At 72.4% G+C, this 23,681-nt stretch carries 21 protein-coding genes; 8 read left to right on the top strand and 13 right to left on the bottom strand.

All coding sequences use genetic code 11. The features are described from left to right. Nucleotides 1-58: 58 nt before the first annotated feature. From VF092_28715 to VF092_28705, 3 genes are all read left to right on the top strand, one after another. Complete coding sequence (locus VF092_28715; GenBank protein ID HEX6751308.1) at nucleotides 59-538, top strand: hypothetical protein; 480 nt, start codon at nucleotides 59-61, stop codon at nucleotides 536-538. Between the two features lie 80 nt (nucleotides 539-618). Next, nucleotides 619-1,413 carry a hypothetical protein gene (locus VF092_28710; protein ID HEX6751307.1) on the top strand — a complete coding sequence of 265 codons (795 nt, stop codon included), beginning with the start codon at nucleotides 619-621 and terminating at the stop codon, nucleotides 1,411-1,413. A gap of 87 nt (nucleotides 1,414-1,500) precedes the next feature. Continuing rightward, on the top strand, nucleotides 1,501-4,542 hold the full coding sequence (locus VF092_28705; protein ID HEX6751306.1) for a carboxypeptidase regulatory-like domain-containing protein: 3,042 nt from the start codon (nucleotides 1,501-1,503) through the stop codon (nucleotides 4,540-4,542). Here VF092_28705 and VF092_28700 read toward each other — a convergent pair. The 7 genes from VF092_28700 to VF092_28670 all read right to left on the bottom strand — a co-directional run bounded on the left by VF092_28700 (nucleotide 4,539) and on the right by VF092_28670 (nucleotide 11,934). Further along, nucleotides 4,539-5,243: a hypothetical protein gene (locus VF092_28700; protein ID HEX6751305.1), complete on the bottom strand. Its 705-nt coding sequence runs from the start codon at nucleotides 5,241-5,243 to the stop codon at nucleotides 4,539-4,541. The two genes, VF092_28705 and VF092_28700, sit on opposite strands and share 4 nt — an antisense overlap. A 17-nt stretch (nucleotides 5,244-5,260) precedes the next feature. After that, complete coding sequence (locus VF092_28695) at nucleotides 5,261-6,223, bottom strand: FAD-dependent oxidoreductase (GenBank protein HEX6751304.1); 963 nt, start codon at nucleotides 6,221-6,223, stop codon at nucleotides 5,261-5,263. Then, the gene (locus VF092_28690; GenBank protein ID HEX6751303.1) at nucleotides 6,223-7,011 is read right to left on the bottom strand and encodes a M90 family metallopeptidase; all 789 of its coding nucleotides are present in this window, start codon (nucleotides 7,009-7,011) and stop codon (nucleotides 6,223-6,225) included. The genes VF092_28695 and VF092_28690 overlap by 1 nt, the downstream gene beginning before the upstream one ends. Nucleotides 7,012-7,043: 32 nt before the next feature. After that, complete coding sequence (locus tag VF092_28685) at nucleotides 7,044-7,775, bottom strand: hypothetical protein (GenBank protein ID HEX6751302.1); 732 nt, start codon at nucleotides 7,773-7,775, stop codon at nucleotides 7,044-7,046. Between the two features lie 96 nt (nucleotides 7,776-7,871). Further along, nucleotides 7,872-8,159 (bottom strand): hypothetical protein, encoded by a 288-nt coding sequence (locus tag VF092_28680; protein ID HEX6751301.1) that lies wholly within the window; start codon nucleotides 8,157-8,159, stop codon nucleotides 7,872-7,874. Further along, nucleotides 8,159-10,273, bottom strand: coding sequence for a prolyl oligopeptidase family serine peptidase (locus VF092_28675; protein ID HEX6751300.1), 2,115 nt, complete (start codon nucleotides 10,271-10,273; stop codon nucleotides 8,159-8,161). Before VF092_28675 ends, VF092_28680 begins: the two co-directional genes overlap by 1 nt. A 413-nt stretch (nucleotides 10,274-10,686) precedes the next feature. Further along, entirely contained in the window at nucleotides 10,687-11,934 is a 1,248-nt protein-coding gene (locus VF092_28670; GenBank protein HEX6751299.1) for a class I SAM-dependent methyltransferase, read from the bottom strand. A 916-nt stretch (nucleotides 11,935-12,850) separates the two neighbouring features. On the opposite strand from VF092_28670, the gene cysK reads away from it, so the two are divergent. After that, nucleotides 12,851-13,798, top strand: a complete 948-nt coding sequence (gene cysK / locus VF092_28665) for a cysteine synthase A (protein HEX6751298.1) — start codon at nucleotides 12,851-12,853, stop codon at nucleotides 13,796-13,798. A gap of 152 nt (nucleotides 13,799-13,950) precedes the next feature. Here cysK and VF092_28660 read toward each other — a convergent pair whose 3' ends face one another. Next, entirely contained in the window at nucleotides 13,951-15,087 is a 1,137-nt protein-coding gene (locus VF092_28660) for a sialidase family protein (GenBank protein ID HEX6751297.1), read from the bottom strand. 202 nt (nucleotides 15,088-15,289) lie between these two features. Beyond that, on the bottom strand, nucleotides 15,290-15,901 hold the full coding sequence (locus VF092_28655; protein ID HEX6751296.1) for a hypothetical protein: 612 nt from the start codon (nucleotides 15,899-15,901) through the stop codon (nucleotides 15,290-15,292). Between the two features lie 341 nt (nucleotides 15,902-16,242). Here VF092_28655 and VF092_28650 point away from each other — a divergent pair, with 341 nt between their 5' ends. Together VF092_28650 and VF092_28645 are read left to right on the top strand one after the other, a co-directional pair. Then, nucleotides 16,243-17,055, top strand: coding sequence for a hypothetical protein (locus tag VF092_28650; GenBank protein ID HEX6751295.1), 813 nt, complete (start codon nucleotides 16,243-16,245; stop codon nucleotides 17,053-17,055). 2 nt (nucleotides 17,056-17,057) lie between these two features. After that, a complete protein-coding gene (locus tag VF092_28645) occupies nucleotides 17,058-17,996 on the top strand; it encodes a hypothetical protein (protein HEX6751294.1) in 939 nt (312 codons plus the stop codon). A 93-nt stretch (nucleotides 17,997-18,089) separates the two neighbouring features. Here VF092_28645 and VF092_28640 read toward each other — a convergent pair whose 3' ends face one another. From VF092_28640 to thiM, 4 genes are all read right to left on the bottom strand, one after another. After that, nucleotides 18,090-18,398, bottom strand: a complete 309-nt coding sequence (locus VF092_28640) for an EthD family reductase (GenBank protein ID HEX6751293.1) — start codon at nucleotides 18,396-18,398, stop codon at nucleotides 18,090-18,092. A gap of 177 nt (nucleotides 18,399-18,575) precedes the next feature. Further along, entirely contained in the window at nucleotides 18,576-19,214 is a 639-nt protein-coding gene (locus VF092_28635) for a GNAT family N-acetyltransferase (protein ID HEX6751292.1), read from the bottom strand. 9 nt (nucleotides 19,215-19,223) lie between these two features. Beyond that, nucleotides 19,224-19,751: a hypothetical protein gene (locus VF092_28630; GenBank protein ID HEX6751291.1), complete on the bottom strand. Its 528-nt coding sequence runs from the start codon at nucleotides 19,749-19,751 to the stop codon at nucleotides 19,224-19,226. A gap of 138 nt (nucleotides 19,752-19,889) precedes the next feature. Further along, the gene (gene thiM / locus VF092_28625) at nucleotides 19,890-20,687 is read right to left on the bottom strand and encodes a hydroxyethylthiazole kinase (GenBank protein ID HEX6751290.1); all 798 of its coding nucleotides are present in this window, start codon (nucleotides 20,685-20,687) and stop codon (nucleotides 19,890-19,892) included. Nucleotides 20,688-21,196: 509 nt separating this feature from the next. Between thiM and VF092_28620 the strand changes: the two genes are divergently transcribed. Together VF092_28620 and VF092_28615 are read left to right on the top strand one after the other, a co-directional pair. Beyond that, entirely contained in the window at nucleotides 21,197-22,375 is a 1,179-nt protein-coding gene (locus VF092_28620) for an aminotransferase class V-fold PLP-dependent enzyme (protein ID HEX6751289.1), read from the top strand. Between the two features lie 2 nt (nucleotides 22,376-22,377). Then, complete coding sequence (locus VF092_28615) at nucleotides 22,378-23,439, top strand: C40 family peptidase (GenBank protein ID HEX6751288.1); 1,062 nt, start codon at nucleotides 22,378-22,380, stop codon at nucleotides 23,437-23,439. Nucleotides 23,440-23,681 lie beyond the last annotated feature (242 nt).

The following is a 23,681-nucleotide window of genomic DNA, read 5'->3' as shown; positions in this document are numbered from 1 at the left end:
CCGCCGGGTGAATCTCCCCCGGCATCCCTCCCGATCCATTTCGCAGGACGCACGACCCATGAAGCTCATCCGGTTCGCCATCCCCGCCGCCGCCCTCCTGGTCGTCTCCGCCGTCGACGCGCGCGCCCAGGCCACGCAGGACGTGACGCTCGAGGTGCAGGCCATCAACCAGCTCTCCTTCACCGGCTCGCCCTCGCTGGTGATCAGCACGGCCACCGCCGGCGGCGCGCCGACGTCGGCCACGGCCAACGCCACGTACGCCATCACCACCAACGAGAGCAACCGCAAGGTGACCGCGCAGATCGACAGCGACACGCCCGCCGGGGTGGCGCTGTCGGTGTCGCTGGCGGCCCCCGCGGGCGCCACCAGCGCCGGCGCGGTGCAGCTCGGCACCACGGCGCAGGACGTGGTCACGGGGATCGGCACCGTGAGCGCGTCGGGGCTGAACGTCACCTACACGCTCTCCGCGACGGCCGCGGCGGGCGTGGTGCCGTCGACCACGCGCACCGTCACCTACACGATCACCGCCGGCGCCTGAGCCGGGTGAAGCTCTCGCGGGCGCGGCGGGGCCGTCTTCCCGCCGCGCCCGCGGCTTTCTTTTCCGCGGGATTCCGAATCATGAAGCGAGCACTCGCCCTCTCCCTTTCCCTCGTCTCCCTGGCCACCGCCGCGCGCGCGCAGGTGACCGTCGTCGGCAGCGCGGTCGAGGAGCGCGCCGCGCGCCCCGGCGAGACGTACACGGGCACGCTGCGGCTGCGCAACGACGGCCGCGAGACCGAGGAGGCCAAGCTCTACCTGAGCGACTACACCTTCTCCGCCGACGGCGCCACGCGGTACCCGGCGCCGTCGTCGCTGCCGCGCAGCAGCGCGCGCTGGGTGACCTTCTCGCCGGCGCAGGTGCGCATCGCGCCCGGCGGCGAGGCCACGGTGGGGTACACGGTGACCGTTCCCGCCGACGCGGCGCCCGGCACCTGGTGGAGCATGCTGATGGTGGAGGGGATCGCGCGCGGGAGCGCCGAGTCCACCGCCGCGGCCGGCGCGCGGGTGCGGGTGGGGATCCAGCCGTCCATCCGCTACGGCGTGCAGCTCGCCACCACGCTGGCGGGGCCGGCGCCGAAGGTGGCGTTCACCGGCGCACGCGCCTACGCCGCCGCCGACCGGAAGGTGCTGGAGGTGGAGGTCGCCAACGCGGGTGACGTGGCGTACCGCCCCGAGCTGCGCGTGGAGCTGTTCGACGCGGCGGGGCGCAAGGCGGGAACGTTCACCAGCCAGCGCGGGCTGATGTACCCGGGGACGTCGCTGCGGCAGGCGTTCGAGTTGGGCGCCGTTCCCCCGGGCGACTACCAGGCGCTCGTCGTGGCCGACGCCGGCGGCGATCAGGTCTTCGGCGCGCAGTACCGTCTGAAGCTCTGAGCGCCGATGGGGATGGATCTCACACGGAGGGAACGGAGGAAACGGAGGGCTCGCGACGAGTTCCTCCGTTTCCTCCGTTTCCTCCGTGTGATTCTTCCATCTTCCCTCGTCGCGACGCCGCTGGCCGCGCAGGTGGAGCGGGTCGGACCGGCGCGCATCGCCGCGGAGCCGGGCGCGGCGGTGACGGTGGCGTTCCGCGTCCGCAATCCCTCGGCATCTCCGGCACCCGCCGCGGCGACGCTGCCGCGGGGATGGCCGCTCGTCTCGCCGGACGCGGACGCGCCGGTGCCGGGGGGCGCATCGATGGTGCGGCTGGTGGGGATGGTGGTCCCGCGCGGCGCGGCGGCGGGCGCATACCTCGTCCGCTACCGCGCCGGGGGATTCGCCGACTCGGCGGTGATCGCCGTCGCCGCGCGGCGGGGGATCGACGTGGCGGTGGAGGAGACGCCGCGCTTCACCGTCGCCGGATCGCCGTACACGGTCGCGTTCCGGGTGACGAACCGCGGGAACGGCCGCGCCGCCGTCCGCCTCTCCGTCGAGTCGGCGCTCGGGTTCGCCGCGCGAGCCGACGCGCGGGCGCTCGACCTCGCCGCGGGCGGGAGCGCCGTCGTGCGCGTCACCGTGGCGACGAAGGCGGCTCACGGCGCCGCGGCGCACCGCGTCACCCTGCGCGCGGCGGCGGAGGGCGCGGCGGGGTCGGCGGCGGCGCGGGTGCCGCTGGTGCGGCGCGGCGCGCGCGGCGAGGACGCGCGCACGCTCCCCGTCACCGTCGCCCTGCGCGCGGGGTCGGGGACGGATGCGCGCGGCGGCGTTCCCGGGGTGGTGACGGCCTCGGGCGCGCTGGCGGCGGGAACGCGCGTGGACGTGTTCTGGCGCGGGCGCGGGGCTGCGGCGCCGGAGCTGGGCGAGCAGGAGCAGCTCTCCATCTCGCTCCGCGGCGCGCGCGGCGAGCTGCGGCTGGGCGACCAGTTCTGGTCCCTCTCGCCACTGGTCGCGCCGGGCCGCGCGGGGTACGGCGCGGGCGGACGGGTGAGCGCGGGGCCGCTCTGGGCCGAGGGCTTCTCCGCGCGCAACCGCTTCGTCGCCGGCGCGCCGCGCGTCACCGCCGGGTCGCTGGGGATCGGCGGCGCGCCCGGCTCCATCACCGCCAACTACGCCGTTCCGGGTGACGGCACCGTGCCGGCGACGTCGCTCCGCGCGCGCATCACCCCGCTCGCCGGATTCGGCGCGGAGGCCGAGTACGGCGCGGCGGCGGGCACGCGCGGCGGCCAAGCGCGGCTCTTCGCCGGCCGGCAGGGATGGGGATTGGACGCGCGCGCGATCGAGGCGGACGCCGGTTTCCCCGGCGAGCAGCGCGGGCGCTCGCTGCTGCAGGCGCACGGCCGCGCCTCGCTCGCCGGCGGGCTGCGGGTGGACGCGGGGTTCGAGCGCGAGCGGCGCGCGGACACGCTCGGCCGGGTGATCGCGGGGACGCGGCTCGGTTCGTCCTCGGCATACGCCACCGTCTCGCTCGGCAACGTCGCCACGCTGCAGCGCCGGATCCAGACGCGCGACGGGATCGGCGCGGCCGGGTCGTTCGCGCGGCGCTCAGACGCATGGCTCGCGACGGCGTCGTTCCGCGTGGGTCGCACCTCGTTCGGCGGGGGGATGGAGATGGGCACGGTGGTGGACGAGCTCGCCGACGCTTCATCGCCCTTCCGGCGCGCCTGGCTGCGCGTGGGGACGTCGGCACGGATCGGCTCGGCGTGGGCCGCGGTGGAGCGCCGGACGGGCGCCAGCGTGGAGACGGGCGGGGAGATGGACCGCGTGCTCGGCTCGCTGGGCGTGCAGCTCCAGCCCGCGGCGGACACGCGGCTGTCGCTGATGGCGCAGGCGGGCGCCGCGGAGTGGACGGACGCCCGCGACGGCGTGGTGGACGGCACCGTCGAGCAGCGCCTTCCCGGCGGCCACACGCTGCGGCTGCGCGTCCGCGCCTTCCCGTGGGCGGAGCCGGGGCGCCGCCGGCCGCTCGTCTACCTCGACTACGCCATCCCCCTGCGCCTCCCCGTCGGCCGCGCGGGCGGGACGGGAACGGTGTCCGGGCGCGTGGTGGACCAGGAGACGGGCGCCCCCATCGCCGACGCGCTGGTCCGCGTGGGCGACCGCGCCGTCGCGACGGACGGGCGCGGGCGCTGGGCCATCGCCGGGCTGGCGCCGGGCGGCTACACGGTGGAGATCGACCCGGTGAGCGTGGGGGTGGGCCGCGTGGCCGTGCGCCCCGACGCGCTGAAGGTGGACGTCGCCGGCGGCCGCGAGCGCGCGGTGGAGGTCGGCGTCTCGCGCGCGGCACGGATCGAGGGGCGCATCGCCGTCGCCGATCCGGAGGCCGGCGACGGCGGGGTGGGCGGCGCGGTGGTCGAGCTGCGGCGCGGGAGCGATCGCCGGCGCCGGGTCACGGACGCGGGCGGGCGCTTCCTCTTCACCGACCTGGCGCCGGGGGAGTGGACGGTGGCTGTGGTGAGCGCCGACCTCCCGCCCAACCACGCGCTCGAGCGAGACGCCGCGGCCGTGACCCTGGAGGCGGGCGCCACCGCGGCCGTCGAGCTCCGCGCGGTACCGCGGCGGCGGGAGATGGTGATCGTCTCCGGCGGCGAGCTCGTGCTCGGCGGCGCGCCCGTCCGCGGCGCGGCGCCTCCCGCGGTGCACCCCGCGCCCGCCGTCGCGGGGATCCTGACATCCCCATCGCGCCCAGCGAAGCCGATCGAGATCGCCGCCCCGTCCGCGCCCGTGGCGATGAGACCGTCGTCACCAAGCGTCACATCAGCGGCGCCGGCGGAGCGGCCGGAACTGGCGGCGTCCGCGCGGCCGTGGCGCGAGCGGGGCGCCTCCGGCTTCTCGGACTGGCCGAACGACACCTACGTCGTGCGCGAGGGCGACGAGAGCCTGGTCGCCGTCGCCTGGCTCGTCTACCGCGACGGCAGCCTGTGGCCGAAGATCTGGCTGGCCAACCGCACCGTCCTCGACGCGCCGGACCGGCTCCCCGTCGGCGTGGAGCTCCTCATCCCCCCGCTGGCCCCGCTCACCGCCGAGGAGCGCGATGCCGCCCGCGCGTGGCCGAACGCCAGACGGGCACAATCCCGTTCGCGCTAGCTGTCCAGCGACGTTCCCGCGGCGCCCAGCATGCGGACGGTCTCGTGCTGCACGTTCGCGGCGAAAGTTCTGAGCATCCACATCGCTCTATCGTATCGACGCTGTTTCTCAAGCGCGTCCTCTGCAGTGATCGAGGGATCATCGATCCCATGCACCAGTCCGTTTCGCAACTCTCTCACGGCCTTCAGGTCTGCATAGCCCAACTGTTCGAAATCACCAGCCCAACCGGGCACCGGCAGTACGGCCACGAATGGGCTGGCAGGGAACACTTCGTTGTGGAGCAGGTCGAGAAATCGGGCCGTTCCTTTGGTAGAGAGCTTTGCGACCAGGCTTTGAGACAGCAGGCCCGCTACACTCAACCGCGTTATCAGCTTCCGCAGAACGTTCTCAAACAGATTCCATTGGAAGCTGAAGCATGTGTAGAAAGCAAAGTTCAGCACATCATCCGGCAGCGTCCGGGAATCGATCGCACCCGGTGGCTCTGCAAAGATCTGTGTAGCGGCAAGTTGCGCGAATACGTACGATGCGCCGGAAAGGGTATCCGTGATTTCCGGGGGAAGCGACAACGGGTCGTAACGCGTTCGAGCGAGTTCTCCAGCTACAAACTGCAGGCGGGAATGATGTAAACCGTAGATGCAAACGAAATGAAAGTAGCGGTCGACCCGGACTGAGAAGTCCGCATAAGCTGTGAACTCTGGCAACACTCCACCAGTTGCAGTCATCGCGGCAAGCTCGCCAGCTCGGCGATGCGCTCGGCGCAGCCCCAGGAGAGGGTGACGCCCGCGCCGCCGTGGCCGTAGTTGTGGATGACGGTCGCGCCGCCGGGGAGCGCTTCCGCCTCCAGCCGGATCTCGGGGCGCCACGGACGCAGGCCCACGCGGTGCTCCAGCAGCCGCGCGTCGGCCAGGTCCGGCTCCAGCTCCGCGCACCGCCAGCGGATCTGCTCGGAGACGTCCATGTCGGGCGTGGTGTCCTCCTCGCCCTCCTCCGCGGTGCCACCCAGGATGCAGTCGCCGCTGCGGGGGATGATGTACAGCAGCCCGTCGGGGTGGTACTCGTCGAGCCAGAAGCGCGTCAGCCCCGGGTTCTCCACCCGCAGCACCTGCCCGCGGACGGGCCGCATCGCCCCATCCCCCACCAGCTCGCGCGCGCCGAGCCCCGAGCAGTTGACGACCAGCGGGCACGCCGCCGCGGCCTCGGCCAGCGACGCGACGCGCCGAATCTCCATCATCCCGCCGTTGTCCGCGAAGCGCGCGGCCAGCCAGCGCAGGTACACGCCCGTGTCGGCGACGGGCACCGTCAGCGCCCATCCCACGCGCCCGTCCGGGATATCGCCGCCCGTCGCCACGCGGAAGTCGGCGATGTGCGACGCCCACTCGGGCACGTCGTGCGGGTCGGCGCGCCGCGGCAGCAGCTCGATGCCGGGAAGCATGCGCACGCCCGTCGATCCGTCGCGCGCGAGCTCCTCGAACACGGCGAAGCTGCGCTCGCCCCACGCCTTCACCAGCGCCTCGGGGCCCACGCGGTACGGATACCAGATCGCCGCGGCCACCGCGCTGGTGGTGCGCTCCGGCGCCTCGGCGGCCCAGATGCGCACGCGCCATCCCGCCTCCTGCAGCCGGATGGCCGACGTCAGCCCGATCACCCCCGCCCCCACCACCAGCGCCTCGCGCTCCGCCATCACCCTTCCTCTCCCCCCTCGCCGCGCTTCAACGGCGCCCACGCCGCCGGATCCTGCCGGTAGTACTGGCACAGCTCGGCGTACAGCTCCGGGTGCTCGCGCAGCAGCTTCTCCGGGCGCTCGAAGAACGTCTCCGAAGCGACGGCGAAGAACTCCGCCTCGTTCTTCGCGCCGTAGTCGTCCAGCACGTGCGGCCCCCGCCCCTCGCGCAACTCCAGGTACTCGGCGGAGAGGATGCGCACCCACGGCCCGTATGCCCGGAACGGCAGCGGCGGGGTGCCGTCGTGCGCGCCGTCCTCGGCGTCGAGCTGATGGGCGAACTCGTGCACCACCACGTTGCGCGCGTCGCCCGCATCGCGCAGGTCGCTCTCCACCGACGCCCACGACAGCACCACGGCGCCGTCGGCCCACGCCTCGCCCAGCATCGCCTCATGGTCCTCGTGCTCCACCCATCCGTCGCGGCGCGTGCGGCGGGCCACGAAGGTGTCGGGATAGACGAGGATGGAGCGGAGACGCGGATAGTAGTGGTCCTCGAAGCGCAGGATGGGGATGCACGCCTGCGCCGCCACGGTCACGCGGATCTCGTCCGTCATCTCCAAGCCGCCGCATCCCTCGAAGTTCTTCTCCTCGAGGAAGACGAGCACCTTGCGCAGCAGCTCCTGCCGGTCGTGGAAGGACAGGCGGTGGTACATGGCCACGTTCCGCTCCACGATCGCCAGCCACTCCTCCGGGAACGGGCGATCGCGGATCTCGTCGCGGCGGCGCTTTCGGAAGAAGTCGAGCACCATCGGCCACTCCGCCCGCGGTGTTGGTGGGGGGATCAGCGCTCCGGCGGCGGAGGCGGCGCCGGCGGAGAGGGCGGTGCGGGCGGCACCGCCGGCTGCGGGAGCGGATTCGCGGGCTGCGTTCCGGACACCGCCGGCGCGGCCGAGTCGGCTGGCGCTGGAGACGCCGTCCCGGAATCAGCGGGCGCGGGAGATGTCGTCGCCGCGGAATCGGCGGAGGATGCCGCTGGATCGGCCGCCGTCGCTGCGCCGGAAGATGCGGGCGCGGCCGCTTCCGCCGGCATCGGCTCGCCGGGCGCAGGGAGGTTGCGGCGCGGGACCACCGTAAGCCGCTGCCACCGCCGCGGCGCGACGAAGAAGCCGATCAGCCCGCCCGTGAGCGCGCCCGCGGCGCTCCCCAGCACCGCCTGCGACGCCTCGTGCACGCCGCGCCCCTCCGACGCCGGCGAGCGGTGCAGCTGCGCCAGCCCGATCCCCACCGCCACGCCGGCCAGCGCGCCCAGTCCGCTCCACGTCTCGCGGCGGCGGCGCAGCACGTCCACGCGCTGCTCCGAGACGCGCACCCGCACCGCCGTGTCGCCGGGGCGCGACAGCATCAGCGTGTCGCCGCCGAGCGCGGCCAGGCTCCCCAGGATCGGCTCGCCGTCGGGCACGGTCACGCGGATCTGCTCGCCCACGGCGGGCATGGGACGTACGCGCGCGCCCTGCGCCCGCGCGCCGGTGGCGCCGCACGCGAGCAGCACGGCAACGATGGACTTCGCTCTCACGGAGATACGTATTCTACAGAAGATAACCCGCGCGGATCGGATGCCGCGCCGACAAGTTGACCCGCCGCCGCGGACCGGGCAAGAACACCGCCGCGATCAGACGGACGCCAGGACCACGAGGGAGATGAACATCAGGATCGCCCCGGTCCACTGGATGGCGGTGGCCGCGAGCAGCGTGCGGTAGAAGCGGCGGCCCTCGGGGCTTTCATAGTTCCTCGGGTTCAGCGCGTTGAGCTGCCAGAACGGGGAACGGCCCCGGCCGAAGTGCTGGCCCGGCCGCAGGTCCGTGCGGAACTGCCGCGAGCGCGGAAGCAGGATCGTCGCCTGCACCACCACCGAGCCCACCGCCATCGCGGCGCCGATGACGAACAGGATATTCCACATCACGGCGACGGCGACGCCCCGCCGGCGGTCTTCAGGCGGCGGTCGAAGAAGTCGGCGGTGGCGTGGTAGGCGCGCAGCCAGGCCGAGTGCGTCAGGAAGCCGTGGATCTCGTCGGGGAAGACGAGCTGCTCGACGGTCACCTTGCGCTTCCGCAGCTCTTCGACGAGCCGCACCGTCTCGCTGAACGGCACGTTGCGGTCGTCGTCGCCGTGGATCACCAGCACGGGCGAGCGCCACCCGTCGATATACGCCATCGGCGACGCCTGGAACGCCTGCCGCGCCAGGTCGCCCAGCCGCAGCGAGTCGTACGACGCGTCGAAGTTCGGGATCTCGGTGTTCCAGTCGTGCACCCCGTGGAAGTCCACCCCCGCGGCGAAGAGGTCCGACGCGCGCGCCAGCCCCATCGCCGTCAAATACCCGCCGTACGAGCCGCCCCACAGGCCGATCCGCCGCGGATCGACGTCCGCCCGCGAGCGCAGGTAGAGCCCCGCGCCGAACACGTCCGCCACCTCCGACGCCCCCGACGCGCCGTAGTTCAGCGCCTCGCGGAACTCCATCCCGTAGCCGATCCCGCTGCGGTAGTTCACGGAGAGGACGAGGTAGCCCTGGCTGGCGAGGTACTGGTTGAGCGCGTAGGCGCGGTTGTAGTAGTCGCCGTAGTGCCACCCCAGCAGCATCTGCCGGCGGCTGCCGCCGTGGAAGAAGATGACCGCCGGGTGCCGCCCGCCGCCGCGCGGGGCGAAGAGCTGCGCGTGGATCTGCATCCCGTCCGCGGCGGTGAAGACGACGGGCTGCGGCTCCACCAGCTCACGCGCCGGGAAGTCCGCGGGGACGGTCCCCGGCGCCAGCTCGCGCGCCGCGCCGCCGTCCGCCATCACCATCGCCGCGGCGGGCTCGCGCGCGCCGGAGCGGAAGAAGGCGATCGTCCGCCCGTCGCTCGCCGCGGCGGGATCCCACTCGATCATCGCCCCGCGCGTCACCGCCCGCGGCGGCCCGCCGGAGACCGAGACGCGCCAGATATCGCGCCGGTCGATGTCGCCGCCCTGGTTGGAGTTGAAGATGATCTCGCGGCGGTCGGGCGAGAGCGTGGCGTACTCGACCTCGCCCTCGCCCGGCGTCAGCAGCGTCGCCGCGCCGCCCGCGGCGGGGATGGAGTAGAGGTGCGTCCACCCGTCGCGCTCCCACGGGAAGACGAGGCGGTCGCCCGCCCACATCAGCTGGTCGTCGGCCACGATCTCGCGGAAGGCGCTTCCCCGCCCCTCCAGCGCGGTCCACGCGGCGCGCGCCTCGCCCGTGGCCACGTCCGCCACCATCACCGACCACGGGTGCGCGGTGCGGACGGGGCGGAACGACGTCTCGGCCGACGACGCGGGAACGCGCAGGAAGGCGAGGCGCGCGCCGTCGGGCGACCACGCGGGCGATCCGTCCTGGTCCACGCTGGGCTGCATCCACCGCAGCGTCTTCGCGGCCACGTCGTACACGCCCACGAACGCGTGGTCGCCGCGCCCGCTGACGAACGCCAGCCGGCTCCCGTCCGGCGACCAGCGCAGCGATCCCGCGCCGCCGCGCGCGTTCACCAGCTGCGTCGCCTCCGCCTGCTTCTCTCCGCCCAGCGGCGCCCACCAGACCTGCCCGCCGCGCGTGAACGCCACCCCGTCGCCCTTCGGCGAGACGGCGGGCGAGCCGCCGACGGCCACCTTCACCGGCGCCCCGCCGTCCGCGGAGACGCGCCAGATGGCCTGCTCCACGCCGGCGGGGTCGCTCGTGGGGTTGGGGCGCTGCCCCGCGCGGTTGGCGCCGCCGCCGCGCACGTACAGCAGCGTGCGCCCGTCCGGCGTCCACGCGATCCCGCCGATGTCCTGCCCGTCGTCCCGCGCGTACGCGGTGAGCTGGCGTCCGCGATAGTCCGGCGGCGCGGCGACCCACAGGTTGCGCGCGCCGCGCTCGTTCTGCACCCACGCGAACCGTCCGCCCGCCGGCGCCGCCGACAGCTGCGACGGAAACGGCGCGCCCATCACCTGCTCCAGCGTAAACGACTGGGCAGCCGCGCGATGCGGGGAGAGCAAGGAGATGGCGAGCGCGATCGGGGCGGCGGACGTGCGGATGCGGGGCATGGCGTGCCTGCGCGGGACGGGTGGGACGGCGTGCCGGACGGATGCGGATGATGCGCGGAAGGTGCGAAGATGCGGGGGCGGGGGCAAGATCGGCTTCTCGACCCGCGCCGCATTCGTCCCGGACGCGGCATCGGCGGGGCGGGGCGGAGAGATGCGCGGTCGCCGCCGCGGTTCCCCCCCACCCCCGGCCCCTCCCCCACGAGGGGGGAGGGATGGGGGAGGGGAGACCTGATCGCGGACCGAAGTTTTCATCATTTATGCAGTTACCTCTCCCACGCTGTTTGGGAGAGGTCGAAAAAATGGAGAGTCGAGACGGCTGTTACGTCTCGACTCTCCATTTTTTCGGGTGAGGGCCCCATCCGGGTGAGGCCCACATCAATGTTGTCTCCACGATCCTGATCGCCCGATCCCGATCACCCCGCCCCGCTCATCATCATCTCCCTCGCCGTCTCCGTTGTTGCTGGCGTCGCGACCACACTCGCCGCGCGTTCGTGGAAGCCCTGGCCCTCGCCGCGGCCGAGCTCGAGCACCCAGCGGTAGGCCTGCACCACGTCGCGCTGGAAGCCGTCGACGCACCCCCACAGGTACACCTGGAAGCGGCGGTACTGCGCGACGCCCCAGCGCCGCTCGATCTCCTCGCGGTGCGCGTCCAGGTTCTCGGCCCAGCGGCGCGTGGTCAGCTCGTAGTTGTGCGTGTCGTTCGCCACCGACAGGATCGAGAACGGCGACCTTGCGACGTGCTTCAGGTAGTCGTGGATGCAGACGGTGGTGCCGTTGCCGGGGAAGATGTGCTTCTCGAAGAACGCCGACACCGCGTACTTGCGGCGGCTGGCGCTGGCGTCCAGGCACACCCGGCCGCCGGGCTTCAGCAGCGCCGCGTAGTGCTGCAGCGTGCGGCCGTAGTCGGGGAGGTGCTCCGTCACGCCCAGGTTGACGATGGCGTCGTACTTCTGCCCGGGATCGTGCTCGAACAGGTGCTCGCGCACCACGCGGCAGGGGAGCCGCAGCCGCGTGATCAGCCCGTTGATGAAGCGCTCCGACGCCTTCGAGATGGTCAGCGACGTCACCCGGATCCCGCGCTCGCCGGCGAACTGCGTCCACGCGCCCCAGCCGCCGCCCACGTCCAGCACGCGGTCGCCCTCCTTCACGCCGATCTGGTCCAGCGCGAACTCCAGCTTGCGGCGGATGCCGGCCTCCAGCGGCTCGTCGTCGCGCTCGAACACGCCCTGGCTGTAGCAGCGGTAGCCGCGGTCGAGGAACGTGAGGTAGAAGTCCGGGTCCTCGTCGTAGTGCCCGGCGATGTGGACGGCGTCGGACTTCACCTGCCCGAAGAGGAGCGGGCGCACGAACTTCCACGCCCAGCGCAGGGGATGCCGGTCGCTGAACAGGTCGCGCAGCGACAGCACGCGCAGGAAGTCGCCCTCCACGTCGAACGCGCCGCGCAGGTAGGCCTCGCCCACGGCCATCATGTCCAGCGTGTTCAGCGCGGCCAGGGCGCTGCGGTCCTTCACCACCAACGTGAACGCCGGCTCGTCGGCGCCGAACACGTGGCGCGGCCCGCCGGTCAGTTGCAGCCCGAACGGCACCGGCTGGCCGCCGCCGAAGAACGCGCCGTAGTGCCGCTCCAGCATCTTCACCAGCCGCCCGAACGCCCGCTCCATCTGCGTCTCTCCAGGTTGCTCTCGATGCGCGGAAGAACCTCAGGACAACTGCTCGAACTGCAGGAGGATGCGGGCGTGTCCCCCGCTGCGCGGGGGCCGGGCTGCGCGCGCCGTAGGCAACGATACTACTGTTGCCAACGGCGCCGGGCCCCCGGCGGGTTCGTCGCCGCCCCGGCCTCGTCGCGGATGCTCCGCCCTTCCCGCCGCCGCCCCGCCGGGGTCCCGGCCCTCCGGGCGCGCATCCCTCACGCATCCGGTGCGGTCGCCCCCTTTTTCGCGGAGTTCGCCCAACTTGCGCCGCACGATGCGGACAGACAAGAATCTCGTCACTCCGCACAACAAGAAGCCCGCTCCGGAGCGTCCGCAGCGGGCCTCTTCCTGCGCGATGATTCATCACGCACCCCACACAGTCCGCGAAGGCGGACTTCCTGCCGTTCCAGCCCCGGGTTCAACCCGGGGACCCTAGCGGCCGAGCCAATCTCTCCACCTTCGGGCGAATGCCGCCCCGGGAGTCCGCGAAGGCGGACTTCGGGCCGTTGTTGCCGCGATTTCAATCGCCCGTCCCAGCCCCGCCCGGCGAGTCCATCTCTTACCCCCGCACCCTCTTCCCATCCCCGCGCGATTGCCCATCCCCCCGCCACCTGATCCCCATCTCCCTTGACACCGCGGCCGGTCGCGGCGAACGTGAGCATGAGTCTCGCGCCACGTCGCCATCGAATTGCAATGACGAACGCCGCCCGCTGCACCTGTCGCTGTATCGCCCGTCTCGCCCATGGCGGGGCCGGAGCGTTGCGCGTGCACGGCGGCGTCGGGCGAACCTGACGCATCGCGAGCCACACACGGCACACAGCTACGGCCCCGGCCTGCACCACGCAGCCCGGGGCCGCTTCATTTGCACGAAACGAGAGGAGAGCGCATGTCGCGCATCGACCGGTACATCGGCACCACGCCCACCGTGCGGCTGGACCGCGTGGCGGAGCCCGGGATGGCCGAGGTGTGGGTCAAGGTCGAGGGGATGAACCCCGGCGGGTCGATCAAGGACCGCACCGCGCTGGCCATGATCGTCGACGCCGAGCGCCGCGGCCTCCTTCCGCCCGGCGGCACCATCGTGGAGCCCACCTCGGGGAACACGGGGATCGGCCTGGCGCAGGTGGCCTCGGCGCGCGGCTACCGGCTGGTGCTCTGCCTCCCCGCGCAGATGAGCGAGGAGCGCAAGGCCACGCTGCGCGCGTACGGCGCCGAGCTGGTGCTGACCGACCCCGAGCGGCGCATGCTGGCCGCCATCGAGGAGGCCGAGCGCATCCGCGACGAGACGGGCGCCTTCCTCCCCAACCAGTTCTCCAACCCGGCCAACCCGCGCATCCACTACGAGACCACGGGCCCGGAGATCTGGGAGCAGATGGACGGCCGCATCGACGCGTTCGTGTACGGCACGGGCACCGGCGGCACCATCTCGGGCGTGGGGCGATACCTCAAGGAGCGCGACCCGCGCATCGAGGTGATCGCGGTGGAACCGGGGCGGTCGGCGGTGCTCCACGGCGAGCCGCGGGGACAGCACCAGTTCCAGGGGATGGGCCCCGGCTTCATCCCCGACAACCTGGACCGCACGGTGATCGACCGGGTGATCAAGGCGTGGGAGGAAGACGCCTTCCCCGTGGCGCGGCGGCTCGCACGCGAGGAGGGGCTGTTCGTGGGGATGAGCTCCGGCGCCATCGCCTGGGCGGCGCTGGAGGTGGCGCGCGAGTTGGGCGCGGGCGCGCGCGTGGTCACCATCTCCCCCGACACCGGCGCGCGCTACCTCAGCACCGCCCTCTTCGCCGCCCCCGACGAGGAGGAGGCGCAGGCGCTGGCCGCGCACGGATGATCTGTAGCGGAGGACGTATCGTAAACAGCATGTCTCACGCAGAGTCAGCAGGGTAAGCAGTTGAACTGCAGTTCTCTGCTGACCCTGCTAACTCTGCGTGAGACATTCTCTGGAGAAAGACGACTCCGGCGCCGCCCGCCACCCTTGCGCCGCTACGGCGCACCCGCGTCCGCGACGGCGTAGTCGAGCTCGAACCACGGGAGCGTGTCGCCCGGGGCGAGGCGCGCCGGCAGGATGGTCCCGGGCACCTGCGCCACCCAAGCGAGATGCAGCCGCCCCGCCGCGTCGGCGCGCAGCGAGGGCTGCGTACCCATGCGCCCGGCGAACAGCGGCTCGGGCCGCGACCACCCGCCGCGTACCCACGAGGCGTGCAGCAGCTCTGGGCGCCGCTGCTGGTACGAGGTGAGCACCACGTGCACCGCGCCGCGGGCATCGGCGACGGCCTGCACGCCGTTGGGCAGGCCGTCCAGCGGCAGTTCGCGCATCTCCTCCCAGTTCCGCCCACCGTCGCGCGACGATGCGTGCCAGAGCGCGGCGCGACCCTGCATCGCTCCACGCAACCAGACGAGATGGATGGCGCCGTCACGGCCCGCCACAAGCCGCGGCTCGGTCGCCGGCCAGTGCTCGGGCGCGCCCACGGTCCGCGGCGGCGACCAGGTCGCCCCTCCATCGCTCGACGCGGCGACGAGGAGCGCGTTGGTGTAGTCGCGTCCGCCGACGTTCTGGCCGGCGACGTACGCCATCAGCGTGCGCCCGGCGCGCAGCGGCAGCACGTCCACGTACACCGGCGGCACGCGGGATTGGATCTCCGACGCGTGCCATCCACGGCCGTCGTGCCACACGTGCACCGCGCGCGGCATCCCGGCCGCGTCCTCGCCGGGAAAGCCGACGTGCAGGCCGCCCGATGCATCGACCGACAGCGCGGACGAAAGGACGGGCTCCAGCTTGATTCGCGCCCCCCGGTAGATCCGCTCGGGCGCCGACCAGCGGCCGCTCCGCCAGCCGGCGTGCCAGACGCTGCCGAGGGGCACCAGCCGCCGATCGCGTGCGCGGCCCCAGTCGGCGCGCATCGCGGGCTCGGCCCAGACCAGGTGCAGCGCTCCGTCCGGCGTCACCGCGGCGCGGGGGTGGACGAACGTGAAATCGCCCGGCGGTGCGGGCAGCGCCGCGCCGCCGGGGCGATAGAGCAGGAGATTCGCGCGGTCTGGCCCGACCTCGCCGCGCACCGTCTGCAGCCCTTCGAGCTGCGGCCCCGCCGCGACGTACGCGCCTTGCGGGGACGAGGCCACGGATGGAAAGCGGAACAGGATGGTGGGCCCACTCGCCAGCCGGCGCGGGACGGACCAGCGCAGGTCCGCTGCGGCGGCGGGATCCTGTGAGTCGCGGCCCCGGTTCCCGGACGGCGCGGGATGCCGGAGCGCTACGGCCGCAAACGGCGCGAGCAGCGCCAGCAACGGCGCTGCCCGGAGCGAAGCGTGGAGCGCCACGCCCCTAGACCTGCGAGCTCGCCGATGACGAGGTGTGCGGATCCGGCCCGAGGTAGACGTCGATCAAGTGATCGGTGTAGACGACTCTCTGCTGCGCCGCACCGCTGACCGACGTGGTCACGTCTCCTTCCGGGTAGCCGGGGTAACCGCCGAAATACCGGCTCGTGTTCAGCGTCTGAACGCTCCCCGCGTACTGCCGCACCTGCATCTGTCCGTACGGCCGGTCGTAGTTGTAGCAATCGACGCAGGACGTGTAGGCCTTGTAATGGACTTCCCGGAAGTATGGGTCCGGCTTTACCCAGATCCACGAGGATCCGGCGGGAGTCGGCATCCCGTACACCGCCGCGCCATCCGGCTGGATCGCACCGGATCCGTCCATTCGTGCCAGGGTGGCCCGGAGCTCGGACAGGAGTGCCTGTGACGACGTAGCGGTTACACCGACGCGCTCCAATTCCGAGATCGTCGCCACGAGCGCGGCACGGCCGCCCGACGCCTTCGTGCTCACCACACTGGTGGAGGGCGAAGAGGCGTCCACCGGACCACGCTCGCATCCGGCAAATCCGGCGAATCCGAAAGGAATCAGCAGCGAGGCTATACGGTGCCGACGTGTGACCATGATGTACCTCCAGGATGATGGGGGGGGATGTGAATTGCGGAAAGACAGACGATTCCACGGTAATTTGACTGAAATCGGCGGTCAATAAAGTCGTGGCTACATCGGTTTTCCAGCGGAAACACCTTCCGCGCGCCGAGGTGGAGTCCGCCACGCTCACGCGGTCTCCGAGTGACGGTCATCCGGAACCTTTGCCTTCGCGTAAGTCGCGCGGCATCGTTCGATGCGGGTTCGTCCGAACGCGAACGCTGTTCACCCCACGGTCTCCCGGCGGCGGTGACTTCGCGATCCGCTGCTGTACCATCGACCGGTTGACCCTTATCCCCATCCATCCCACCGAAGCCGTGGCCCCCGCATCCGCCCTCACCCCGCGCGCACGGCTCCGCGCCTTCGCCGCGTCGTTCGACCGGGGCATGCTGCTCGACGTGGTGGTGTTCGCGCTGAACCTGCTGGTGATGCGGCGGCTCGCGCGCGAGTTCGTCGCCATCGCGCGCCACGCCAACGCGGGCGACGCGGCGGCCACGCGCTTCCTGGGGATCTACTTCCTGCTCATGCTGGTGCTTCCCGCCGCGGGCGCGGTGCTCACGCGCTGGCACTTCCATCGCCGGCGCGCGGCCCGCGGCGAGCGCGGCGAGGCGGGCGACGCGTCGTGGGGATGCCTGCTGAACCCGGCGTTCTTCCTCTCCGTCTCGCTCGTCCTCACCACCGTCGTGGCCGTGGTGTTCACGACGGAGATCTTCGGCGACGACATCAGCAACCGCGCGGAAATCTTCCTGCCGACGATCCTGGGGGTGATGGTGTTCGCCATCGCCCAGACGGTGCTCGTCTACCGCTACCTCTCGCCGCCGAGCCGGCCGCCGCGCGCCGCGTTCCTGCGCGACGAGCGCGGCCTGGCGCTGGGCGACGCCTGCATCTTCCTGAACATGATCCTCTTCCAGGTGCTCTGGAACGTGATGATGTCCGGCCGCTTCGCGCCGCCCACCGGCGTGGAGGACTTGCTCGGGCGTCTCTTCTTCCTCTGGTTCGCGTCGATCCTGGTCTACTTCCCGCCGCGCATCTTCTACCTGGCCGAAGACGGGGACCGCGGCCGCGCCTGGGCCACCATGGCGCTGGCCAACACGCCGCTGGTGCTGCACGCCGTCTTCGGGGTGATCTGACCGTGGACGACGCCGCGCCCGCCCCGCTCCGCGCCTGGCGCTGCGACACCGGGTGGCTGGTGTGGCGCGGCCCCGCGGCGTCGCCCGTGCCCGACGGGCTGGGGCTGCGCCGAGTCTCCGGCCAGCCGCTCCCCGATCCACCGGGCGACTACTGGCTCTTCGGCGACGACGGAAAGCTGGCGCGCGCGTGCGAGACGATGCCGTGGAGCGTGGAGGACGAGCTCGGCGCCAGCGCGTTCGTCGTCACCGACGGCGAGCTGGTGGAGATCGTAGTGGTCAGCCACCCGCGCCACGATCCGGTCATCCGGGAGACGGTGGTGGCCCGCGGCCTCCAGCCAGTGGGCGATGGAGATGGAGACGCGCGCCGGTCGATCTCCGACGCGATCGCGCGGGAGCTGGAGAAGCGGGCGAGGCGGGAGGAAAAGTCGGCGCGCATGGGCCGGGATCGCGTCGCCTCGATCCCCGGCGCGCTGGAGACGTACGAGGGCGCGGGCGACGATTTCCACCGCGCGCACGAATCCCTGCGCAACTGCCTGGCCGCCTTCTTCGCGCCCACGTACGCGTCGCTGCTGCACGCGCTGATGCTGTTCGGCGCGCGCCACCGCGGCGCGTCGGGCGAGTGGCGCGCCGCGCTGGAGTGGGCGATGGAGCCCTACGTCGCCGCGTGCCGCATCGCCGCGAATGCTCCACAGTCGCGCGAGCTGCGGGACCGCGCCTGGGAGACGGAACCCGGCGGCCACGTGGTCCCGCCCGCGCAGCGGCCGCACGCGCGCGAGCTCGCCGGGGCGCTGCGCCGCGTCCACGCCGACCTCCTCCAGGCCGCCGGGTGGGCCGACGACACCGACGCGCGCAACACCGCCATCCAGTACCGCCAAGCCGCGGCCGCCGTCGACGCCTCGCGCGCCCGCCTGGAAGCAGCGTCCGTCGAGGGGTCGGCGTAAATCGCCAAATAACTGCACATGCGAAACGGGGACCGGCGGAGTCGCTGTGCTCGGCCGGTCCCGCTGTTTCACCATCTCCCGCTGCTGGCGGATTCAGGTTTCGTGGCTGTCGAAGATCAGGATGTCGAAGCCGCCGGTGGAGAAGTTGGCGAGGTCCGCGGCCGCGGCCATCCCCTCGGGCGAGCCCATCCCCGCCTGCAGGTCCGCGAGCGAATCGAAGCGCAGCAGGCCCACGCGGTGGTACGGCGCCGGCCCCTCCGGCGTCATCACCGGCCCGTCGCTCACCTCGACCGAGCGGATGCCGGGGATGCTCTTCGCGAGCGGTGTGTGGACGTCGTCGAAGTGGGCGTCGAACGCCGCGATGTCGGCCGGCGTCTTGTGCAGCGCGAGGATGAACGCCATCGACCATCTCCATCGTGAGGTAAACGATTCAACTGCCGAGAGTGCGCGCGTAGAATCGCCCTTCGAGTGCGAGACGGCAAGTGCGCCCTCGAGAGATCTTCGCCTCGCCGTCGAGTTGCGGCCGGCGCCGACAGCCTCGCGCAGTTTGCGAGGTTTTTCGTAGTTGTTGCTGCGGCTTCAGCCGCCGGTGGAAGGCAGGCGGCCAAGTTCCACGCAGGTCCCGATCTGCGATCGGGAGACGGGGAGATCCTTGTACCAGAGGATCTGCGTCTCGTGGGGGAGGTCGGGGTAGGCGAAACGGTGGATGGCGCCGACGTCGTATCCCATCGCGGCGTAGAAGCGGCAGGCGGCGACGTTGATGTTCTGCGTCTCGATCTTCATCCGCCGGGCCCCGCGCGCGACCGCCCACGCCTCCGCCGCACGGACGAGCGCCGCGCCGACGCCGCGGCCGCGCATCTCCGGCGCCACGCGCAGGTCCCACAGCACGGCCAAGTCGCGGCGTTCCTCCAGCATGTGCACGCCCGGCGTGTCGAACGCCACCGCGGCGCCACCCACGCGCCGCCCCTCCGCGCGCGCGGCGAAGAATCCCCAGCGCGACACGTCGAACCGCGCCGCCCAGCGCGCCGGCCCCTCGCCCGCGATGGCGTCGTAGTCCTTCACGTACGGCGGGTCGACGGGGCGCTCGGCCATCACCAGCCCGCCGAGCCCGCCGTCCGGCGCGGAGACCTCGAGCACGCTCCGCACCTCGAACGCGATCGGGACGCGCCCGTAGTCGCGGAGCGCGTCCGCCGTCTCCTCCGCGATCTCGATCTCCATCCCCCGCCGTCAGTCGCAGTCCAGCGCACCCTCGCGCGCGAACGCCTCCAGCCGCCCGCCCGCCCGCAGCTCGGCGAAGCGCTCCATCACCTCGTCCCTCGCGCGGGCACCCTGCTGAGCCTCGAGCGCGGCGTAGGTGGCCATGATCCCCTCCAGCCCGCCCAGTGCCACGCGCCCCGCATCCGCGTCGGGGTGCTCGATGGCGTACGCGCCGCTGGAGAGGACGAACTGAAGGAGCAGGAGATCGTGATACGCACTGCGCGAGCGCGGCAGCTCGCCGATCACGCCGTGGCAGACGCTGATGGTGACGTCGGGGGATTCGGAGAGCCAGGCGAAGAGCTCCTGCCGCGCGGCGGCCGCGTCGGGCGCCAGCGGGCTGGCCTCCAGCCGGTGGATGTCGCGCGCCACGGCCAGCAGCTGCTCGCGCGTCATGCTCCCCACCGGCGGCGACGCGACGTTGAGCGGCGCGTTCTGCTGTGCGCTGACGCTGCCGGCGCACACCAGGAGGGCGAATGCGATCGAGATGATGCGGATCAAGCGGACCTCGTGATCGTTGGAGACCGGCGTGGGAGATTCGGAACGAACCGCCGTTGAAGTCCGCGAAGGCGGACTGTGTGTCGTCGTAGCCGCGAGTTCACTCGCATCGTCCCCACGACATCGCGATTCACTCGCCGCTCACGCTTCGTCGATGCGCACGCCGTCGAGCGCGCGCTCGCCCATCAGGTACAGCGCGTCGAGCAGGTGCTGGCGGAAGCTGCCGGGCCCCGGCGCCTCGCGCGCGGCGATCTCGCCCGCCAGGCCGATGACCGAGAGCGCGGCGGCCGTGGCGAACACCGCGTCGTCGTGCACGGCCAGGAACGCGCCGACGATGGCCGACGCCGAGCAGCCGAGCGCCGTCACCCGCGTCATCATCGGGTGCCCGTTGGCCACGGAGAGCGTGCGCGTACCGTCCGTCACGTAGTCCACCGCCCCGGTGACGGCCACGACGCAGCCGAGCCGCTTCGCCAGCGCCTTCGCGCAGCCCAGCGCGTCGTCGGACGCGTGCGTGCTGTCGACGCCGCGGGTGGCCTCGGCGCCGCCGGCCACCGCCAGGATCTCCGACGCGTTGCCGCGGATGACGGTGGGGTGGCGGCCGGCCAGCTCGCGCGCGGTCTGCGTGCGGTACTGCGTGGCGCCGGCGCCCACGGGGTCGAGCACCCATGGCTTCCCGAGCGACACCGCGCGCGCGGCGCCGCGGCGCATCGCCTCGACCCACTGCGGCGACAGCGTGCCGATGTTCACCACCAGCGCGTGCGAGATGCCGGTGAACTCCTCGACCTCCTCCAGCGCGTGCACCATGGCGGGCGCGGCACCCACGGCCAGCAGCGCGTTGGCGCTGACGTCCATCGCCACGTAGTTGGTGATGTTGTGCACCAGCGGCGAGCGCTCGCGCAGGGTGCGCAGCGCGCTCCAGACCTCGGCAGGATAGTCCATCTCACGTCGGGTTCAGGGTGGGTCCGTTCCGCACGAAAGGACGGCGCGTCGGCGCCGCACGCAAGGGGCAGTGACAGTGATCCCGTAACACCGGTGATGACAGCGATCTCGCAACGGGAGCGATGACAGCGATTTCGCGACAAGGCGATGAAAGCGATCTCGCAACGTGGTGGGAGTATGCGAGTGAACTCGCGGCTACAACAACACGCAGTCCGCCTTCGCGGGCTTCATCTGCAGCGGATACACGGCAAACCGCAATCGACACAAATGCAGACGGGCTACCTCTCCCGGTACGGGAGAGGTGGCGAGCCCCGGCGAGCCGGAGAGGGCGCGATGCCGCGGACACACACTAGGCACTGGGCACTGGGCACTGGGCACTGGGCACTGGGCACTCAGCACTCAGCACTCAGCACTCAGCACTCAGCACTCAGCACTCCCCGACACTTTCGCGCATCCCCCACCCGCCGTTATCCTCCCGACCCAACCCGACACCCGAGCACCGCCGCGCGTTGCCCGAGACCACCGCGCCGCTCGACGTGCGCGCGCTCCGCGAGCGCGAGTTCCCGCACCTCGACGGCCAACCACCGTACCTGAACGCCGCCTCGATGGCGCCGCTCCCCGAGCGCGCGCGCCGGGCCTGCGACGCGTACAACGCGCGCCGCGCCGCCGTGCACCAGCTGCGCGGGGCGGACTTCGAGCCGACCATGCGGCGCGCGCGCGAGGCGGCCGCGCGCCTGGTGAACGCCGACGCGGACGAGATCGCGCTGCTGCCCAACACCAGCTACGGGATCAACCTCGCCGCGCAGGCGCTGAAGATCGAGCCGGGGCGCCGCGTCCTCGTCAGCGGATTCGAGTTCCCCGCGAACGTCTATCCCTGGCTCAAGCTGGCCGAAGAGGGGCGCGCGCCGGTGGAGATCATCCCTCCCGACGCGCTCGGGCGGCCCGACGAGGAGCGGCTGCTGGAGGAGATCGCGCGCGGCGACGTGGCCGTCCTGGCCCTCTCTGCCGTGCAGTTCGCCACCGGGTGGAACGCCGACCTGGCAAGGTTCGGCCGTGCCTGCCGCGCGCAGGGCACCTGGTTCGTGGTCGACGCCATCCAGGCGCTCGGCTGCATCCCCGTGGACGTGCGCGCGGCCGACGCCGACATCCTGGCGACGGCGGGACACAAGTGGCTGTGCGCGCCGTTCGGCACCGGCTTCGCGTACGTGCGCGGCGAGCTGGCGCGGCAGCTGGAGCCGGCCGTGGTCGGGTGGACGGCGATGAAGGCGGGCGCCGACCTCGCGCGCTGCGTGGACTACCGCTGGGAATTCGTCGACGACGCGCGGCGCTTCGAGGTGTCCACCCAGGCGTGGCAGGACGTCGCCGGCTTCGCGGAGGCGATGGAGCTGCTGCTGGAGACGGGGATCGAGCGCATCCGCGGGCACGTCTTCGGGCTGATCGACCCGCTCGCCGCGTGGCTGGGGGAGCAGGAGGATGGGGTGATCGTGAGCGGGATGGAGCCGGGACAGCGCTCCGGCGTCTTCGCGTTCCGGCTGGGCGATTCGGAGAGGGCGTACGCGGCGCTCTACCGCGCGGGCGTGCGCTGCGCGCTGCGCGAGGGGGCGATCCGCATCGCCCCGCACCTGTACAACACGGCGGAGGAGATGGCCACGGTGATGGACGTGCTGGAGCGGCGCGAGCGATGGTGACGGTGACGAAGCACGCCGCCGCGGCCGAGGTGGCCGCGCTGGTGGAGGCCGTCCGCGCCGAGTTCGCGCCCGACCCGCGGCTGGCGGTGTTCGAGGTGACGGTGGAGGTGCGCGGCGACGCCGTCGCGCTCGTCGGGGCGACGTCGGAACCGGAGGCGGCGCTCGCGCTGTCGTCGCGCGCGGCGGGGCTCAGCGGCTGGAGCGCGGTGCAGGACGAGGTGCAACGCCTGCCGGAAGCCGACCCGGACGAGATGGTGCACGCGCTCGTCTGCTCCGCCGCCGCGCCGATGCTGCTGGAGGCGAAGGTCACCACCACGCAGGTCAGCCAGGTGGTGCTGGGGAGCCGGGTGATCGTGCTGCGCCGCAAGGGCCGCTGGCTGCAGTGCCGCTCGCCCGACGGCTACATCGGCTGGATCCACGCGGGCTACATTGCTCTCTGCGACGAGGCGGCCGCGCGCGCGTGGGAGACGGGGGTGGACGGCGAGCCCGCGATCTCCCTGGGCGGCGCCGTGCTCGACCCCTCCAGCAGCGGCGAGGTGATGATGCGCCTCCCCTGGGGCGCGCGCGTGATGCGCGAGGGCGCCGAGGTGGTGCGCCTTCCCGACGGCCGCTCGGGACAGCCCACCGGCGAGCTCGTGAACGCCGCCCTGCGCCCCCTCGCCTTCCCCGCGGACGGCGCGGCGGCGTGCGAGTCGGCGTCGCGGTGGCTGGGGTCGCCCTACCTGTGGGGCGGGGTAACGTTCGGCGGCGTGGACTGCAGCGGCTTCGTGCAGTCCGTGTGGAAGCTGCACGGCCGCCAGATCCCCCGCGACAGCGACCAGCAGTCGCGCTTCGGCCAGGAGGTCGATCCCGGGCCGGAGTTCGAGAACCTGCAGCCGGGCGACCTCTGCTTCTTCGCCGAGGAGCCCGGCCGCGTCACCCACGTGGTGATGTCGACCGGCGGCCCGAAGATCATCCACGCCTCGCTCGGCAACGGCGGCGTCGCCCGCAACGACCTCATGGGCCGGCGCAGCTACGAGCGCGAGTTGCGGCGTCTCTTCCACAACGCGCGGCGGGTGGTGTGAAATGCTGATATGAGTGCCCAGTGCCCAGTGCCCAGTGCCCAGTGCCCAGTGCCCAGTGCCCAGTGGGCGCGTGAGGTACGCGCCTCGGTCCCCGCCCGAACGTCATCCTGAGCTCGACTTTGTCCTATTCACGCGGCGTAGGCAAGAAGATCAGTCAGGCGATGCCAGACGGAGACTGGAATTCGGGCGCAGTCGGTGGTTTGCGGGGAATAGGAAAGATTCGCTGCAGACCAGAGGTGACG

The organism is Longimicrobium sp. (assembly GCA_036377595.1).
GTDB lineage: Bacteria > Gemmatimonadota > Gemmatimonadetes > Longimicrobiales > Longimicrobiaceae > Longimicrobium.
The sequence above is the reverse complement of the archived record's forward strand: the minus strand, read 5'-3'. Positions and strand labels throughout refer to the sequence as shown.

What these genes read in the sequence shown, in the direction of transcription:
- VF092_28715 (HEX6751308.1), top strand. Translation starts at nt 59, where the DNA reads ATGAAGCTCATCCGGTTCGCCATCCCCGCCGCCGCCCTCCTGGTCGTC.
- VF092_28710 (HEX6751307.1), top strand. Translation starts at nt 619, where the DNA reads ATGAAGCGAGCACTCGCCCTCTCCCTTTCCCTCGTCTCCCTGGCCACC.
- VF092_28695 (HEX6751304.1), bottom strand. Translation starts at nt 6,223, where the DNA reads ATGGCGGAGCGCGAGGCGCTGGTGGTGGGGGCGGGGGTGATCGGGCTG.
- VF092_28690 (HEX6751303.1), bottom strand. Translation starts at nt 7,011, where the DNA reads ATGGTGCTCGACTTCTTCCGAAAGCGCCGCCGCGACGAGATCCGCGAT.
- VF092_28680 (HEX6751301.1), bottom strand. Translation starts at nt 8,159, where the DNA reads ATGTGGAATATCCTGTTCGTCATCGGCGCCGCGATGGCGGTGGGCTCG.
- VF092_28675 (HEX6751300.1), bottom strand. Translation starts at nt 10,273, where the DNA reads ATGCCCCGCATCCGCACGTCCGCCGCCCCGATCGCGCTCGCCATCTCC.
- VF092_28670 (HEX6751299.1), bottom strand. Translation starts at nt 11,934, where the DNA reads ATGGAGCGGGCGTTCGGGCGGCTGGTGAAGATGCTGGAGCGGCACTAC.
- cysK (HEX6751298.1), top strand. Translation starts at nt 12,851, where the DNA reads ATGTCGCGCATCGACCGGTACATCGGCACCACGCCCACCGTGCGGCTG.
- VF092_28655 (HEX6751296.1), bottom strand. Translation starts at nt 15,901, where the DNA reads ATGGTCACACGTCGGCACCGTATAGCCTCGCTGCTGATTCCTTTCGGA.
- VF092_28640 (HEX6751293.1), bottom strand. Translation starts at nt 18,398, where the DNA reads ATGGCGTTCATCCTCGCGCTGCACAAGACGCCGGCCGACATCGCGGCG.
- VF092_28635 (HEX6751292.1), bottom strand. Translation starts at nt 19,214, where the DNA reads ATGGAGATCGAGATCGCGGAGGAGACGGCGGACGCGCTCCGCGACTAC.
- thiM (HEX6751290.1), bottom strand. Translation starts at nt 20,687, where the DNA reads ATGGACTATCCTGCCGAGGTCTGGAGCGCGCTGCGCACCCTGCGCGAG.